Source organism: Pseudomonas sp. TH06, from assembly GCF_016651305.1.
Classification (GTDB): domain Bacteria; phylum Pseudomonadota; class Gammaproteobacteria; order Pseudomonadales; family Pseudomonadaceae; genus Aquipseudomonas.
This window is the reverse complement of sequence record NZ_JAEKEC010000001.1, coordinates 3,126,024-3,142,897: the sequence shown is the minus strand read 5'-3', so window position 1 is coordinate 3,142,897 and position 16,874 is coordinate 3,126,024. Positions and strand designations below refer to the sequence as shown.

The following is a 16,874-nucleotide window of genomic DNA, read 5'->3' as shown; positions in this document are numbered from 1 at the left end:
GCCCTCCCCCACGAGCGCATTTTTTTCCCTATAATGCCGCCCTAATCGGGTCAGCAATATTCCCTTACAGGGATCAAAAGCCATTCTGAAGCCCCGCAGTCGCGTTCAACGTGATCTGCGCCCGTCAGAGGCTCTCGGAAACCCGTACAAAATTCTGTTTGATGCCTGCGTTTAGCTGCTGCAAAGAACGATTCCTTTAGATCCAACGCGGTCTGTACGACCGTGTGAAAAACCAGACAATCAGGTTTCACACGGGCGACAGGCCCTCACGCAGGAGACGACACGTCATGCTGAGCTGGGACGAATTCGACAAAGAAGACAGTGAAGTAGCAACCGTGAAAGGCGCCAACGCCGGCCACGCTACTGAAGCCAACATGGACCGCCTCGACAACGCCGGCGGTGCCGCGGCACTCGAAGCCCGCGCCGTCACCGCCGCCGACTCGGCCGCCGTGGCCCGCGCCAAGGCTGCACTGAACTCCCTCGACGTCGCCGAAGGCCTCGCCGAACTCGAAGGCGCCTCCGCCCGTGTCGCCGTTGACGAAAAGCGCATGATCAACTGCCGCGCCGACCTCAACCAACTCGTGCCATTCAAGTACGACTGGGCCTGGCAGAAGTATCTGGACGGTTGCGCAAACCACTGGATGCCGCAAGAAGTCAACATGACCGCCGACATCGCCCTCTGGAAAGACGCGGAAGGCCTGACCGACGACGAGCGCCGCATCGTCATGCGCAACCTCGGCTTCTTCTCCACCGCCGACTCCCTGGTTGCCAACAACCTGGTCCTGGCCGTGTACCGCCTGATCACCAACCCGGAATGCCGCCAGTACATCCTGCGCCAGGCGTTCGAAGAGGCGATCCACACCCACGCCTACCAGTACTGCATCGAATCGCTGGCCATGGATGAAGGCGAAATCTTCAACATGTACCACGAGATCCCATCGGTCGCGAAAAAAGCAGCCTGGGGCCTGAAATACACCCGTTCGATCTCCGATCCGAAGTTCGAAACCGGCACCCCGGACACCGACAAAGAACTGCTGCGCAACCTGATCGCTTACTACTGCGTTCTGGAAGGCATCTTCTTCTACTGCGGCTTCACCCAGATCCTCTCCATGGGCCGCCGCAACAAAATGACCGGCGTCGCCGAGCAGTTCCAATACATCCTGCGCGACGAATCCATGCACCTGAACTTCGGCATCGACGTGATCAACCAGATCAAAATCGAAAACCCACACCTGTGGGATGCCGAAATGAAGGAAGAAGCGACCCAGATGATTCTGCAGGGTACGCAGCTGGAGATTGAATACGCCCGTGACACCATGCCTCGCGGGGTGTTGGGTATGAATGCGGCGATGATGGAGGACTACCTGAAGTTCATCGCTAACCGTCGTTTGTCGCAGATTGGTTTGAAAGAAGAGTATCCAGGGACGACTAACCCGTTCCCTTGGATGAGCGAGATTATGGACTTGAAGAAAGAGAAGAATTTCTTTGAGACTCGCGTGATCGAGTATCAGACTGGTGGGGCGTTGAGCTGGGATTGATTTCTCGACAGACTGAAATTAAAACCCTGAGTTTGCTCAGGGTTTTTTTTGCAAAAAATTTATGATTTTCACCAAGATCAAATATTCAAAAAGTAGTCTTCACACAACTCTCCGCCGCCTTAAAAAACTCCTTCTCCTCTAAATCTACCTGATTGATGATGGCGCAAAGCCATGCTATAACAAGCATCCCTTATGGATATTAGGGACACCTACCCAGCCAGAGGGCGCTTTTTTTACAGGGAGTCTACAAGTGGCCGAATTATTAAAGTTAGCAAAAAAAAAATCATTCCTAAAAAATTACAACTTAAATAGCGGAACTATTCAGAAGGCTAATAAACAAAAAGGAATACCAAAAATAAAGGATGGAACAGACAACGATGGAAACTATGTAATTATAAAAATATGGGAGCGGGATAAATCATCAGACGACTCCGACCTTAGAGAGATATGGAGGAATGAACTTAGACAGCTTCATCGCCTAGCAGGATTTCCTGGGGCATCAGATTATATATCAGAGCCAAAAGAAACATACGAAGATGAAAATGGATTTTATATAGTTATCAGTCCAGGCCAAAAATCCTTTCTAGCAACTCATTTTAATGAAACAAGCAAAACCACTCCAAATGAGCAGGAACGAGTTACCTTCTGGTCAAACATAAAACGAGCTGCTCTTGGAATTAACATACTTCACTCCCAAGGGATGCTTCACAGGAAAGTTGACGACTGGGCAATACTAACTGAAGGACATTTAGACCAAGACGATTTTGAATTAACCGGCTTCGAATGGTCAATGCGACTTAGCTCAAAACTTTCACAAACGAATGAATCTGGAGCCTCTTACTCTTTCATCGATGACTGGAAAGGATTAGGTAACATCGCAGCAAAAGCGCTCAATATAGATATTAAAAAACTTACTAGCCGCAACACCCCCCACTCGGAAGTATCTAGCACTCTAATTACTGAGGAAGTCCTCTTAATTAGAGAATTATTACAAATAAAACCCTCACCAAAAATAAGCCATGAGGATATCGATAAAAGCATCGGCGAAATCGAAGGAAAATTACTAGCTCGCCAGAACAGTGGTAACCAAAGACTTAAATTAGCATTTTCCATTGGCGAAAATGGAAAACTATCAAACCAAATTAACAAAATATCTGGCGGCATAATTGAAATAGAGTCAACCGACGAGCAACTATTGTTTCTAAAAAATGATTTAACCTCACCAAAGCTAATAATCAACGAAAACAACAATATCTTTATAATTGGTGAGCAACTAACATACTTCCTAAAGGATTATACATCCCCGTCAGATAAGTCAAAATCAAATTGGTCTATAGCCTACTGTGAAAAGATAGATTCACAGCGCCCCATAATCAGGGAGAACACCCTCACTATACCTCTAGGTTCAAACAACTTAGACTTTCTAAGCTTAACAAGAGCGCACAAAGAGTATTCAAAACCAAGATCAAGAATTCATACATGGCGAGCACTGATAAAAAAAACGCCATCAAGAAATAAAAAAACTGAAAAAACAAACCACATTCAGGAATTTTGGTTAATTCAAATAATTGAATATTTATTCTCCTTAGTAGACTTTCACCCAATAGAAATATCCGATCAAAAACAGACCGACAATGGTACAAATTTAATTACGATAACCTCTAGGATCGACGACAGACAAGAGTCGATACTAAAGCTTTTAGGCATAAAAGACCTTGCAATTGCAAGACTTGCGAACGAGTTAAATAGTGAGGAAAGGAAAACCAACTCAAACTGGAGAATAACCGATTCGTTCTACTTAGGAAAAAATCGTCAAAGCGATACACAATGGCACTACACAGGAGAGCTTAAAAACAATGTATTTACACTAACTGGAGACTCCGAAATATCTAAAGAAGGAGATTATTATCTGGTCCCCTCAGACCAAAAGGGAACTTACGCGCAATTTCTGCGACGAGCAAAAGCGCTCAAAGCACTTGCAGAGCATAATGAACTGCTGGAAATGCTTATAAATCCCAGAGCAAAAATAAAAAACAGTCACGATGACATCACTGAAGATCCACATTACGAACACTTAGACAAATCGAAACAAGAGACATTAAAAAAATTAATATCAACAATCCCACTTTTTCTAGTACAAGGCCCGCCAGGAGTAGGGAAAACAAAGCTAATCAAAGAACTAGTTAGACGACGTTACACCGAGGAACCAACTGATCGTTATCTTTTAACAGCACAGAGCAACAGCGCTACAGATCATCTCTTCGAACAAGTCACAGAAATTTTTAACAGCACAGAGGCTAAGCCTCTGACAATCCGTTGTGGAAAAAACGATAGCGACGAAGGCACGCCTGACCTGAGAAAGCAATCGGCAAAAATCATCAACAATATAAGATCTAGTAATATATTCAGAACTGCATCATTACACATCCAAGAGAAAATCAACACACTGCACTCGCACTACACCCCAAGCCCTGGAAAGCCTAATATACTATCTAAAAGTACTTCCTCCACAAGAACCTTTGAAGGGCTTTTGTTGAGATCGGCGAACTTCATATTCGCCACAACAAACTCTCCAGAACTCGAGCGTGTAATTGAGGAGCGGGGTCAATTCGATTGGACAATTGTTGAAGAAGCAGGCAAGGCAACAGGTGGCGAGCTAATTTCTCCTCTTTTACTTTCCTACCGGCGCTTAATGATAGGAGACCATAAGCAACTACCGCCATTCAACTCTGACAAAGTCAAAGAAGCACTACTAAGTAGCGACTCACTAAGAGAAGCTCTATTCCTTTCACGTTCAGTGATAAGTTCAGAGCTTTTAGACAACACTGCAAACGACTTATTCAACATACCCGAAACAACTGAAGAGCTAGATATAACACCAGGCGAAAACACGACAGAAGACAACTTCGCGGAAACCTGCAGAAAAAGCATTAGTAAACTTTTTTTATTCGAACAACTGATCGAAGACGAATTGGACTTCCAACAGTTACACCCCAAATCTAAAGTCATCGCATCTCCACTTAACATTCAACATCGAATGCACCCAGACATTGCAAACATCGTATCCAAATGCTTTTATGATGGTGAATTAGAAACCTCCGAAGAAAGAATCGAATATTGCAACAAAAACAACTCTAGTGTAGTACTGAACCCCCTTCCGGTTTTTTTCCAGCCAGCAATTATTTGGATTGATATGCCATGGATTCAAAACACTTTAGGCATGCAAACAGGGGAGGAAATGCCTAGATATACAAACAAAGACGAGATTGATGCAATTGAAATAATAATCAACAACCTTCAAAGAACTCAAGACACTAAATCTTCTTTAGCAATCCTTTCACCTTATCGCCGGCAAGTAAAAAAAATTAAAGAACATCTTGAATCAAAAGTTGAATTAATGTCACATCTTGAAGATACATTTTCAATCCAGGCCGACTCTGCGCCTTGCCACACGGTTGACTCTTTCCAGGGAAATGAAGCTGACACCGTGATAATCTCCCTAGTTCGAAACAATAACGCACCAAACATAAAATCTTCACTTGGCTTTCTGACGGATGCAAGAAGAACAAATGTATTACTAAGTAGAGCGCGAAGTAAATTAATCATCATAGGCAGTCTCGACTTTCTTGAGTCTAATTTCTCTCAAGCAAGAAATGAGGATGACAAAGAAAAAATCGAACCTATAAAGAAACTCGTAAATCTCATACGCGCATCCGACAATAAAACATCCGCAATAATAAATTACAAAACAATTCGAGGCTGGAGCAAATGAAAGCTATAAAAATCGCAATTCCAGCAATCAAAAACCGATCACGAATCCATTTTGACAAAGGACGTCAATGGAGTGAAATAGAACACTTAATGCTTGAAGCATTATCTCATCGAGAATATACCGTAGCTGAATTTGAAAATGATGCCCACATTCCAAAAAGCGTTATCATAGAATGCTTAGCCCGATTGATGAGAGCTGGTTGGATTGAGATTACAAAGTCACATCCAAACATAAAATTTTCCGCGACGGTAGTCGGTAGTGCGGCCGCTGACCGCGCCGACCTTCCTAGTTCAGTAAGAAGATTAAATAAAAATATTAATTTCGTCATTGATGAAATTTCAGGAACAACTTTTAAAAATCACGAAATCCAGTTTTATGATCATGGCCGAATGAAAAACAATGCTGGCATCATTCGATTAAAAAAACCAGAAGACACTCCTTTATACGATCAAGAAGAATTAGCCTCAATGTTTCTTCAAGACGATGAAAAGCTTATAGGCATAGATAGCATAATAAGCAGACCCTTTAGTGGCTACGCTGTATTTACAGTAATCAATGGAAAAATTGAAAATCAACCTTCCTCAATGCCGAAAGAACTTGAAACCTGCATTATTAACGCCGCAACAAGCTTTGCATCACGGACTGAAAGCTCCGATACGCCTCTAATCGCCGATAGTTCCTATGCCCCCCCACCAGCTAACTCGCCAAAATCATACAACATCAGCTTTTCCAATTCAGATCTTTTGTCGGGAGCTGAAAGTCATCGAGACTATCTTACTTCTGTATTCAAAAAATCCTCATCGATCATTTTTATACATTCGACGTTTATTAGATACGAATGCGTAAAAATACTACTGCCTGAAATTAAAAATGCATCTGCCAGGGGGGTAAAAACCTTCATTTACTGGGGACAGGAAGAGTCATCTGATTGCTCGACGTTAATGGCACTGGATGAAATCAGGAAATCATTAGAACTGGAAGATATAAGTGAGTCAGTATACATATCATCTAGATCGACAGGATCACACGCAAAAATAATAATTTCAGACTCTGGTCACGACGGTAGTTTTGTCTCAGCAATTGGTTCTTGCAACTGGCTATCCTCTCCATTCAGAAGCTTTGAAGCAACGGCACTTATTAAAGATGCAACCGCAAACAAATATGCCGTTAGCATTTTCATGAAGCTAATAAGAAATCTACACTGGGATGCCAACATCAATGAACTCCTAAGAATCTCAGCAAACCTTAGTGATAAAGAACCTCCCAAACACAGGCAACAAAATGCAAAACTATCTTTCATAACAGGCTCCCAACATGCCGCGCTTATATTGAAGATTCGCGACAGTCTAAAAACCGACTTGCTTATCACAAGCAACAAACTTAGCGCCGCTTCAAAACCAACAATCATAACCCCTATTACTGCCGCGCTACAAAAAAATCCAAATATATGTATAAACCTTCTATATGGAATGACTAGCGGTGGATTTTCCAAAAAAGAAGGCCTCCAGATGGGAATGGACCTTTCCAACATCGGATTAAGCTTAACTCCTGTAAACAAACCAGGACTTCATGCAAAAATAATAAGCTGGGATTCTGACAACTTAGTTATTTCTAGCTTAAACTGGCTTTCCACAACCGAAATCCATGAAAACTCTCTTCACGAGATAGGTGTTCTCATCGAAAGTGAGAATATAGGAAAACATTTTAGTGACATAGTCCTGAATTACCAAGGCTCTTTGGTTTAGCAGGCCATTCAATCCAACGTATCGCTTCCGTTGCATTTATCCATGCATGAATACTCCAACTCATTCATGCATGGATTTCCCGCCCCTCATAGATCCGAATTACAACTCACCAACTGACTCTAAACTCTGTAACTCCAAATCCCTTCCGAAATAATCACCAAATGGCATGCCCCGAAGAAAAAAGTCTACTTCTAGCCTCGTCCCCCTTCAAAACCCATCGATGGCTTCGCTCTTCTCCTCAAAATGGAAATAACGCTCGCGGTATTTCACTACGGACTGTTCCGCGCGCCTCAACTAATCTCGATATCTAGCGCTTATGCTGATGTTTGCTTGAATAAACTCGCGGCACCACTCCTCGCGGCGTTTTTGGTATGAGTTCTGCAATATTTAAAGGCTACCTGAAGCTCAATAGCTTACCGTCTTTTTAGTTTGGTTTGAAACTACTTTTAACAGTGAAGCTAGGGACTTAGAAAACATAAATTCTCTCTAAGACTTGAGCCATTGAGTATCAGGCGGACAGGCCTTGAGTTCGGACTAATAGTTTCGCTCGCCACGATTTGACGCTTGCAGACTGAATAGACAAGTTAAAAAGAAGCCCCGATCTGATCGGGGTTTTTATGGACGATGGGTAGTCCCTTTCCGTCCCTGCAACCACAGGCCTAAATTTCCTACGACACTTACAGTCACTTCCGCATTGATACCCACCACAAGCACCTCTAAACTCAATCGCAGGTGCCTAAGAAACGCCCAACGTAGAAAGTATTGTCAACCCACAGACGCACACGTCGTCGGTGGTGATTGCCTGCTCGTTGGGATTTCTTAAGTCCACTCTACGTTGGGGCCAGGCCCTCCAAATTCTAAACGTAGAGGTTATGGATATGCCCGATCCTTTTTCTGTAACAGTGTTCTCTCGCCACAACCTCGCCCTTCATGCCCTTCTATTCGAAAACCAACCATGGTTCTGCGCCCGCGATATCGGCCGTTTGATGGGTATCCATCTGAGCGAACGCATGGTCAACAAACTCGACAAGGATCAGCGTCGAGTTTTGTGGATTGAGTATTTCCGGCAACCCGAAAAGCAACTGATGCTCAGCGAATCCGGTGTGTACGCGCTGTTGGTGTATCACTATGTTCCGGGGAATCGGTTGTTGCGTGAGTGGCTGACTCATCAGGTGGTGCCAGCGTTGCGCGATGCTGAGCATTTAGGTCATTCAGATCGGCCGATGTTGAGTTTGTTGGATTGGCCGGAGATGTCGTTAAGTTTGCTGCATTGGCAGGATGAGAGTTGGATTCGGCTGCGGGACATGCCTTATCTGTTGAGCGATCAGACACCACGAAAAGCGATGGCGGCGAAGCCTTGGTGGCGGAGGCTCGCTCACGCGTTTCAGTCGTCGAAGCATTCGATGGGGTAAGCGATGCGCTTGTAGGATCATATGCGAGATCCGTCGCTATTTTTTGTAGGAATTTTCGTAGACAGCAGTAATGGCCACTCAGTATCGTCCGAGGGTTTTCAACCCTCGGCGATTTTATGGATACGGAAAAGGAAAACAGTGGCTGGACGGATGAGGAGCTTGAAGCTTCGGTTGATGGCTATCTCGATATTCAGGCTCGCTACCCAAATGATCAAAAATTTAATAAGTCCTTGGAGCACAGGCGTCTGCTGAACGGCGTGCTCGCCGGGCGAAACACCAAGTCGATTGACTATCGACTGCAGAACATTACCGCTCTGTTCGAAGATCTTGGGCTGAAAACGATCTCTAGCTACAAACCAAAGGTGAATCTCGGTTCAGGGATCACTGCGCGCCTGATCAAAATCCTAGGATCGAAAGGCCTCATTACACTGGATTCCGGTACACCTTCCACGCAAGAAGAATCATCACTTCGAAATGTACAACGACAACGTGATTTCGTGAGTGAGCCAGAGGGTGTGCAGATACCTCAGCAAATCGTCAGGACAACCAAAACCTACGCCCGCATATCCAAAGTCAAAGATTGGATTCTGTTCAACGCCAAGGGTGTCTGTGAGGGATGTGGAGAACCAGGTCCGTTTGAAATGAATGGAGAACCTTACCTTGAGGTTCACCACGTAAAGCATTTGGCGGACAACGGGACGGACTTTAAAACCAACACCGTAGCGCTGTGCCCGAACTGTCATCGACGCTGCCACCATTCTGACGACAGAGAGGATTTCACTGCTTGGCTGTATGACAACGTTGGAAGACTCGAAAAGGAATAATCGCGGTTTATCTGACTAACCGTATTTGTTGTTCTGGGGCAGCTTCGCAGCCCAGCGGGAGCAAGCTCCCTCGCCACAATTTTGTGTGCTGAACAACGCTTACGGTGCTCGAGAGCGCTCTCGAGCACACACATGGACGAACATCACATGCCACCAGCCAACTCCATCAAATCAGGTCCATCACGACTCTTAGTCGTCTCATTCCTCATCGTATTTTTCGGCCTGCTCATGATGACCCTGCGCATCGCCCAAAAAAACGAAATCATGGCCATCGGTGCCGTCTGGGTGGCCAACGCTTTGACGATGGTGCTGCATGTCTTTTACTGGAAGCGTTATGGCCTGGCCGTCGGCTTTAAAATTGCGGTTGTGATTCAAATCGTCATTACGATTCTGCCCTTCTTGTTTGGCAATCTCGGTTTTATGGCTGTTATGTTGATGCTGGGTGGCGAGATCCGTTACTGGTAACCCGCGCCACCTCCCGCTATTAATACCCCTCCCCCCACTCAAGGATCCGAGCCCCACCATGAAATTCGATCTCGCCTACTGCCTCAGCCTCGATGACAAGTTGTCGATCTATGACGTTCGCGATCTCAATTTCGATGAGACGGTGGCGTTTGACTCGGCGAAGGAGCACTTCCAGTGCCCCAACGATGCCTGTCGTTCGGCGTTCGAGGCATCCAACGAGTTGGGTACGTTCAACGCCAAGAACGTGAATTACGTTCGCACGCCGCACTTCAAGAATTTGCCCACTACGCAGCATGTGGCGGGCTGTCCGTATGTGAGTTTGAAGGCTTCAGCTTCTGGCGTTGAGACGGCGGACGGCGAGGTTGATGACGGGAAAGAGGAACACTTCCCGTCGGAGTTGTTGCTGACGCGGCGTGAGTATGTGCGCAAGCCTGTCGCGCCAGCGGGCGCGGCGGATGTGTTGCGCGATGATCCGGTGCGGGTGGCGTCGGACAGTGGTAAAGAGTCAGCGAATCGTGAGTCGGCGCCGGACAAGACCAGTGTGTTTGCGCATCCGGTGGAGTGTTTTGTGTCGAACTTCGCGGACAAGGATTTGCTCAAGCGCATGCCGTTGAAGATCGGCGAGCATTCGGCGCCGTACAGTTCATTCTTCAAGAAGATCGAGTATCTGACGGACAACAAGGGGCTGATTTACTGGGGGCGGATCAAGAAGATCGAGGACTTCCACAGTACCAGTTTTCGTATCGATTTCGAGGACAAGGTCTGGTTCAAGAAGCCCGAGGACAGTAAGAAGAAGCCGTATCCGGTCAGCGTATATCTGAACAAGAAACTGATCGACAACTACCGCAAGCGCAAGGCGTTTCTGGAGGAGATCAAGCACGCGGTGGATAGCGACAAGGCGTTGTTCTGTTTCTTCTATGGGGTGACGCCGGAGTTGAAGCAGGTGCCGGGCAAGAAGAACCCCGAAAAGCCTTTCGAGGTCTTCAATGCCGATATCGAGAACCTGGATCACTTCATCATTCGTGAAGCGCCGGGTCTGGAGTGAGGGTTAGCCCTGGGGCAGTTGCAGTTTGACGGCGCCGGGGTGTTGTTTGACGAGGGAGTACGGCAGGATCGACCAGTCAGGTGAATCGCAGGCTCGCTCTACGCGGGCGAAATATGCGCCCACGTACAAACCTTTTTCAGTGAAGTGCCAGTTGGAATAGCTCCAGTTGTCTTCATTGGTGAAGTCGCAACTGTCCTCGTCTCCCTCTGCCGGTTTCTTCATTTCATCCGGGTACAACGCGGTGAGTTGTTTGATCAGCCACGGCATAAATACTTCACGTTGGTACTTGGAGCGTGCTGCATCTTCGGCCTCGGTCAACGGCTGGTCACCGCCTCGGTAACGGTCGGCGTGAAGGATTGGTTGGCCCTCGCTTACCCAGAGCACGTCTTCGAGCGACAACGGGTGGCCGGTTTTCACATCGATGTTCAGCGGCGAATCGCCGAAGTCCGGGTGTGCTCCGCCGCAGTCGTAGCTGGTGGAAATGTTCAGGCTGATGACACTGGGCGAGATAAACGTCGGGGTGACGTCCTGGAGGAATTCGGCATAACCGCGGCCGCGCAACTGGCAACCGTAGTAACTGATGGCCTCGTCCCACAACCGGCCGAGCAACTGTTGGTTAACCCGTTGCAGATCTTCTTTGGGCAGACCGGACTCGATGCTGAACATGGTCGTCTTGGTATCAGGCTCTTCCCACCATTGCAGGGAGTAGCCCATGAAGTCCTGCTTTTTACCGGGTTTGAGTTTCAGGCCCTGAAGCCGCAGATATTCGTAAGGCTCGGTCTTGGGCAACTTGGCGATGTAAGGCAATGCATTCGCCGGCACTTCGGGAAGTGGCGTATCGGTGACCAGTACGGGCAGCTTTTTGCCTTTCGGATTTTGCCATTCGCCCTTCCAGCCGCCATCTATCTGTTGCAGTTTCAGCGTCGGTAACGGTTTGCCCGGTTCCATACGATCGCTGCCCTCTGTGAGCAGCAAGACGTCATTTTTATAGGTGCCGTTAAGCTCTAGATCACGGTGAAATTTCTCATAGAAGTAACGGCCGGTGACTTGCTCCGGGTCGCTGGTATCGACTTCGAACACGATCGGCATTTTGCCCAACGTGCCGGTGAATACCAGTCGGTTATCTTCGGCGTGTGCGGTGGACAGCATTGAGAACAGCACAGCGGCGTATGGCGCCAGGCGCATCAGTCCCTTGAACATTGATCGATCCCTGAAAGAGTCGGAAGTGGCGCCGGAGTTTGGCCGCCGGCGCTGGAAAAGTCGCGGCAGATTATGGCGGGGTTGTGCCCGCTAATCGAGAATCTGCCTTCGAAAGTTGAAGTCGTCTCACGGCAATTGCAGTGCAACACCGCCCGGATGTTGTTTGACGATGTTGTACGGCAGAACGCCCCAGTCTACGAATCCGCAGACCGCTGCGACATGCGCAAATGATGGCTCGATCTTGATGCCCTGTCCCGTGAAGTGCCAACCCGGATAATGCCAGGGATAATCCTCGTCGTAGCCGCAATCGTTTTCACCCTCGGCGGTGACGGTCATTTCGGTTGGGTAGAGTTTCAGCAACTGTGCGACCAACCAGGGTGCCAGTTCAGTGGTGCGGTAGTTCGACCACGCTGTCGAAGAGCCGGGGGATTCTGCGGCGAACTCTTCATATTCCTCGTAGTGCAATGGTTTGCCCTGCCCCACCCACATAACATCATCCAGGGTCAGAAGTTTGCCTGTCTTGGTATCGATGTTGAGCGCGTCGTGGCTTTGATCCGGATAGGCGCCACCGCAGTAATAGTCCGATGAAATCCGCACACTCATCACGGTGGACGACATCCACAGTGGCTGGCTCCACTGCGCGTAACTTCCGGAACAGCCATAAGAAGACAACACTTCGCCCCACAAACGCGCCATCAATTTTTGGTTGATACGACGACGTTCTTCGAGGGAGTAACCGGACACCACTTCAAACAGGGAAGTGTCTGTCTTCGGCTCGGTCCACCACTGCAGCGTGTAGCCCATGAAGGTGTCGGTCTTGCCTTTTTTAAGTGTGACGCCTTGCAGCCGCAGATATTCGTAAGGGTACTTATCGTGAAGTGTGGTGAAAAAGGGCAAGGCATCGGCGGGTACTTCGGGGATGACGGCTGGCTCTAACTCGATCTTCAGGGTTTTACCGGCAGTACTTGTCCACTCGCCACTCCAACCATTGGTTGTTGGCTGCAGACGAAGGGTCGGGCGCGAGTCTTCCATTCGCGAACCTTCTTCCAGCACCAGTGTTTCCCCGTCCAGGGCACCGTCGAGTGGCAGATCCTTGCGGTACTTCTTATAGAAGTAACGACCTTCTCCAGTGCGAGGATTTATTTCGAGGACGATAGCCGCTTTGCCCAAGGTGCCGGTGTACACCTGCGCGCCGTTATCGGCCCGAGTTGCCGTCGAGACAAACAACCCCGTCAGTAAGAGAGCAGCGAAAAGGCGTATCAGTCCTCGGAACATCACTTCATCCTTGAATAAACGAGCAACTGCCCGCGAAAAGTAGCCGTGGATTATGTCGACGTTGCGCGGGGGAATCGAGCGTCTTCGGCCTCAGCTCAAGCACATGCTGATCATCACCATCAGCAGCAGTCCGATATACACCCGCGCATGCACCCTATCCGGTATCCGCCCGATCCACGGTGTAGCCAGTCGAATCCCCAGCAACGATCCGAGCGTCAGCACCGCAAACGCCAGCAGATCCACATACCCGACAAACCATGGCCCCAAGTCTGTCTCGCTGAAACCGGCCAGCGCCATATACGTCAGGGTGCCCGCCAGTGCCACCGGCACGCTCAGCGGATTGGCCATGGACGTCGCCTGGGACATGCTCAGCCCGCAACGACGCAACAGCGGCACGGTCATGACGCTTCCTCCTACACCGAGAAAGGTAGCGATGGCGCCGATTCCTACACCGCCGCCGGACGTTTCTGTATTGCCCAGTCGGCGCGGGATGACGCCTTCCGTGTGTGTGAGAAATCCGCGTCTGATCAAGCAATCGATGATGGTGACGCCGAGGTAGGCGATGAAGGCGTAACGAATGACTTCACCGCTGACCCACACCGCCGCGATCGCGCCGATAACCGCGCCAAGGGCGATGAAGCCGCCGAGCGGCCACAGGTAATGGCGAATCAGGTTGCCGGCGCGGCGGTGTTTGTCGGTGGCGATCAGGGCGTTGACGATCATCACGCAGGTCGAGGTGGCGACGGCGATGTGCATGGCCGATTGGCCGATGGGGTCGTCGGCGCCGTGGCTGGCGGTGAGCATGCGATAGAGCAGAGGTACGACGACGAAGCCGCCGCCGAAGCCAAAGAGCACAGCGGTGATGCCGGTCAGGCAGCCAAAGAGTGTCAGTAGAAGGTAGAACATGACGGTCGTCCGTGGGATGGGAGTGGTCGACGATAGAGCGCCAGCGCTTGGCCTGCTTCAGCAAGTCAGCCAATAATGTTTGTGTTTACGCCAACTGCTGAGTGCCACTCGATGCGCAATGTTTCGATCAATCTGCTGGATGACACGACGCGCGCGGTGGTGGCGATCGGTACGGATTATTCCCACGGTCACTTGCTGCCCTTTCATACGCATCGACGGGCGCAATTGCTGTACGGCGCAACCGGGGTGATGCAGGTCAGCACCCACGACGGCAACTGGGTTGTGCCGCCGCAGCGGGCGGTATGGATTCCGCCGGGGGTGGCGCATGAAGTGTTGATGCTGGGGGTCAGCACTCGCAGTGTGTATATCGAGCCGGGTGCGGTGGACTTGGGGGAGCGCTGCCAGGTGATCAGCGTCTCGCCGTTGATGCGCCATTTGCTGATGGAGGCGGTGGAGGTGCCGTTGGTGTATGACGCTCACGGTCGAGACGGTGTGTTGATCGAGTTGTTGTTGCATGAACTGGAACGCAGCGCTCCGCTACCGCTGCATATTCCGTTGCCGACTGACGGAAAACTCCTTGCGCTGTGTCAGACCTTTCTGCATCAACCCAACGCCCATCAGTCGCCACAACATTGGGCCAACCAGTTACACATAAGCTTGCGTACGTTTAACAGATTGTTTCGTCAGCAGACCGGGTTGAGCTTCAGTCAATGGCGGCAACAGGCCTGTGTGGTACTGGCGCTGGCGCGTCTGGCCGCGGGTGAGGCAGTGACGCGTATCGCTCTGGACTTCGGTTATGAAAGCCCGGCGGCGTTCTCGACGATGTTCCGACGCATTCTCGGTCAGCCACCGTCCGTCTGGTTGGAGGCGGCAAATTAGCGCAAATCAAAAAATGCGTTTGATCCGGGCCGAAAACAACTGTACAAAAACACAGTATATTTTCAATCAGCACTCTTGAGCCCGGAGCACACCATGGCCTCTCTTGCGATGAATCACATCCTCGAACGCATTGCCCTTTTCCAGTTCACCCCGACTCACTGCGTCCAGGCCCGAGCGATGTTGGGCTGGAGCGTGGATCAGCTGTCGCGGGAGGCCGAGGTTTCGGCGGAAGACATTCAGCGGTTTGAAGCGCAGCAAGAGGTGGCGGACGCAGCGCGTCTGGCGCTGGCGTATCGGTTTGAATCGCAGGGGTTGGTGTTCTTTCCCGGGTTTGCGCCGGGGCGAAGTGCGAGTCTGAACGCGATGACTGCGGAAACGGCGGGGCGTGGGGAATATGCGATGGCGGAGTGAACATTTGCTGAGTAAGCAGTTGTGGTGAGGGGATTTATCCCCGATGGGCCGCTACGCGGCCCCCAAACAAGGCCTGCTTCGCAGTCCATCGGGGATAAATCCCCTCACCACAAAATCAACATCAGCTCTTACTGATTGATATCAAGCGTTCTGCACAACCGCCCCACTCTCCCCTTCAACCGCCAGCCACCAGGCATCCCCGCGTTGTGGTTGAGCGATGTTGAACGCTTCACCCATTTGCGGCGTGGTGATCGAAACACTGCGCTCCCAGGCCAGCGACAGTATCCGGTCAAACGGTTCGTGCCAGGCGTGCATTGCCAGATCGAACGTGCCGTTATGGATCGGAAACAGCCAGCGGCCCTTGAGGTCGATGTGGGCTTGCAGGGTTTGTTCGGGTTGCATGTGCACGTGCGGCCATTCGACGTTGTAGGCGCCGGTTTCCATCAGGGTCAGGTCGAAGGGGCCGTACTGTTCGCCGATGCGTTTGAAGCCGTCGAAGTAGCCGCTGTCGCCGCTGAAGAAGATTCGCGTGTCGCCGTCGATCATCACCCAGGAGGCCCACAGGGTGTTGTTGCTGTCGAACAGGCCACGGCCGGAGAAGTGTTGCGATGGCGTGGCGATGAAGCGGATGCCGGCGACTTCGGTGCCTTGCCACCAGTCGAACTGGCGAACCTTGTTGGCGTCGATGCCCCATTTGATCAGGGTGTCGCCAACGCCCAGCGGCGTGAGGAACAGATTGGTCTTGACCGCCAGCCTGAGCACGGCCTCGTAATCGAGGTGATCGTAGTGGTTGTGGGACAGGATCACCGCTTCGATCGGCGGCAACTGGTCGAGGCTGATCGGCGGCTGGTGAAAGCGTTTCGGGCCGGCCCATTGCACAGGCGAGGCACGCTCGGCGAAGACCGGGTCGGTGATCCAGAATTTGTCCTGCATCTTCAGCAGCAGGGTCGAGTGACCGAGGCGATAGACGCTGTGGTTCGGCGCCGCGAGCAGGTCTTCGCGGGTCAGCGGTTGCACCGGAATCGGCGCGGCAGGCCGGGTGTTACGCGGCTTGTGGAAAATCATGTTCCACATGATCCGCAGCATCTTGCGCAAGCCTTCGCGTTGCACCGGGGCATGGTTGCGGAACAGCCCTTGATCCTGTCGAGAGGCTTCAGGCGTGGAAATTTTATCCGGGAGGGAAACTGGATTGGCCATGACTGAATGACTCCAGAAAAACCGCGCAATTCACGGTTTTTCACGGTGGGACGATAAATGGCCAAAGCACGCACGCATCAGCCGAACTTTCTGTTTTTTAGGTTGCGAGGATTAACGCAACATTACACTGATCGGTGTAGTTTCTAGGTTGCAGCAAAGCTGCTGACAAGTAAACTGCCAAGTGTAATTCCAATATTTACCTGCC

13 protein-coding genes are annotated in these 16,874 nt (G+C 50.0%); 9 read left to right on the top strand and 4 right to left on the bottom strand.

Annotation, left to right across the window (positions count from 1 at the left end; all coding sequences use genetic code 11):
- The first annotated feature begins 287 nt into the window (after positions 1–287).
- The 7 genes from JFT86_RS14140 (at position 288) to JFT86_RS14110 (ending at position 10,801) form a co-directional block, all read left to right on the top strand.
- Entirely contained in the window at positions 288–1,538 is a 1,251-nt protein-coding gene (locus tag JFT86_RS14140; RefSeq protein ID WP_201237148.1) for a ribonucleotide-diphosphate reductase subunit beta, read from the top strand.
- Between the two features lie 250 nt (positions 1,539–1,788).
- Positions 1,789–5,310 (top strand): AAA domain-containing protein, encoded by a 3,522-nt coding sequence (locus JFT86_RS29385; RefSeq protein ID WP_201237147.1) that lies wholly within the window; start codon positions 1,789–1,791, stop codon positions 5,308–5,310.
- Complete coding sequence (locus JFT86_RS14130; RefSeq protein WP_201237146.1) at positions 5,307–7,055, top strand: hypothetical protein; 1,749 nt, start codon at positions 5,307–5,309, stop codon at positions 7,053–7,055. The genes JFT86_RS29385 and JFT86_RS14130 overlap by 4 nt, the downstream gene beginning before the upstream one ends.
- 878 nt (positions 7,056–7,933) lie before the next feature.
- A complete protein-coding gene (locus tag JFT86_RS14125) occupies positions 7,934–8,467 on the top strand; it encodes a Bro-N domain-containing protein (protein WP_201238600.1) in 534 nt (177 codons plus the stop codon).
- 116 nt (positions 8,468–8,583) lie between these two features.
- Positions 8,584–9,291 carry an HNH endonuclease gene (locus tag JFT86_RS14120; protein WP_201237145.1) on the top strand — a complete coding sequence of 236 codons (708 nt, stop codon included), beginning with the start codon at positions 8,584–8,586 and terminating at the stop codon, positions 9,289–9,291.
- Positions 9,292–9,423: 132 nt separating this feature from the next.
- The gene (locus JFT86_RS14115; RefSeq protein ID WP_242489259.1) at positions 9,424–9,756 is read left to right on the top strand and encodes a hypothetical protein; all 333 of its coding nucleotides are present in this window, start codon (positions 9,424–9,426) and stop codon (positions 9,754–9,756) included.
- A gap of 58 nt (positions 9,757–9,814) precedes the next feature.
- Entirely contained in the window at positions 9,815–10,801 is a 987-nt protein-coding gene (locus JFT86_RS14110; protein WP_201237144.1) for a hypothetical protein, read from the top strand.
- A 3-nt stretch (positions 10,802–10,804) separates the two neighbouring features.
- Here the strand turns inward: JFT86_RS14110 and JFT86_RS14105 are convergent, their stop codons facing one another.
- The 3 genes from JFT86_RS14105 to JFT86_RS14095 form a co-directional block, all read right to left on the bottom strand.
- Positions 10,805–12,001: a hypothetical protein gene (locus JFT86_RS14105; protein WP_201237143.1), complete on the bottom strand. Its 1,197-nt coding sequence runs from the start codon at positions 11,999–12,001 to the stop codon at positions 10,805–10,807.
- A gap of 126 nt (positions 12,002–12,127) precedes the next feature.
- Positions 12,128–13,276: a hypothetical protein gene (locus JFT86_RS14100; protein WP_201232453.1), complete on the bottom strand. Its 1,149-nt coding sequence runs from the start codon at positions 13,274–13,276 to the stop codon at positions 12,128–12,130.
- A gap of 90 nt (positions 13,277–13,366) precedes the next feature.
- The gene (locus tag JFT86_RS14095; protein WP_201237142.1) at positions 13,367–14,182 is read right to left on the bottom strand and encodes a sulfite exporter TauE/SafE family protein; all 816 of its coding nucleotides are present in this window, start codon (positions 14,180–14,182) and stop codon (positions 13,367–13,369) included.
- Positions 14,183–14,293: 111 nt separating this feature from the next.
- Between JFT86_RS14095 and JFT86_RS14090 the strand changes: the two genes are divergently transcribed.
- On the top strand, positions 14,294–15,061 hold the full coding sequence (locus JFT86_RS14090) for a helix-turn-helix transcriptional regulator (protein ID WP_201237141.1): 768 nt from the start codon (positions 14,294–14,296) through the stop codon (positions 15,059–15,061).
- A 93-nt stretch (positions 15,062–15,154) separates the two neighbouring features.
- Positions 15,155–15,472 carry an XRE family transcriptional regulator gene (locus JFT86_RS14085; RefSeq protein ID WP_201237140.1) on the top strand — a complete coding sequence of 106 codons (318 nt, stop codon included), beginning with the start codon at positions 15,155–15,157 and terminating at the stop codon, positions 15,470–15,472.
- Between the two features lie 141 nt (positions 15,473–15,613).
- On the opposite strand, the gene JFT86_RS14080 is transcribed toward JFT86_RS14085, so the two are convergent.
- On the bottom strand, positions 15,614–16,669 hold the full coding sequence (locus JFT86_RS14080) for an MBL fold metallo-hydrolase (protein ID WP_201237139.1): 1,056 nt from the start codon (positions 16,667–16,669) through the stop codon (positions 15,614–15,616).
- Positions 16,670–16,874: the final 205 nt, after the last annotated feature.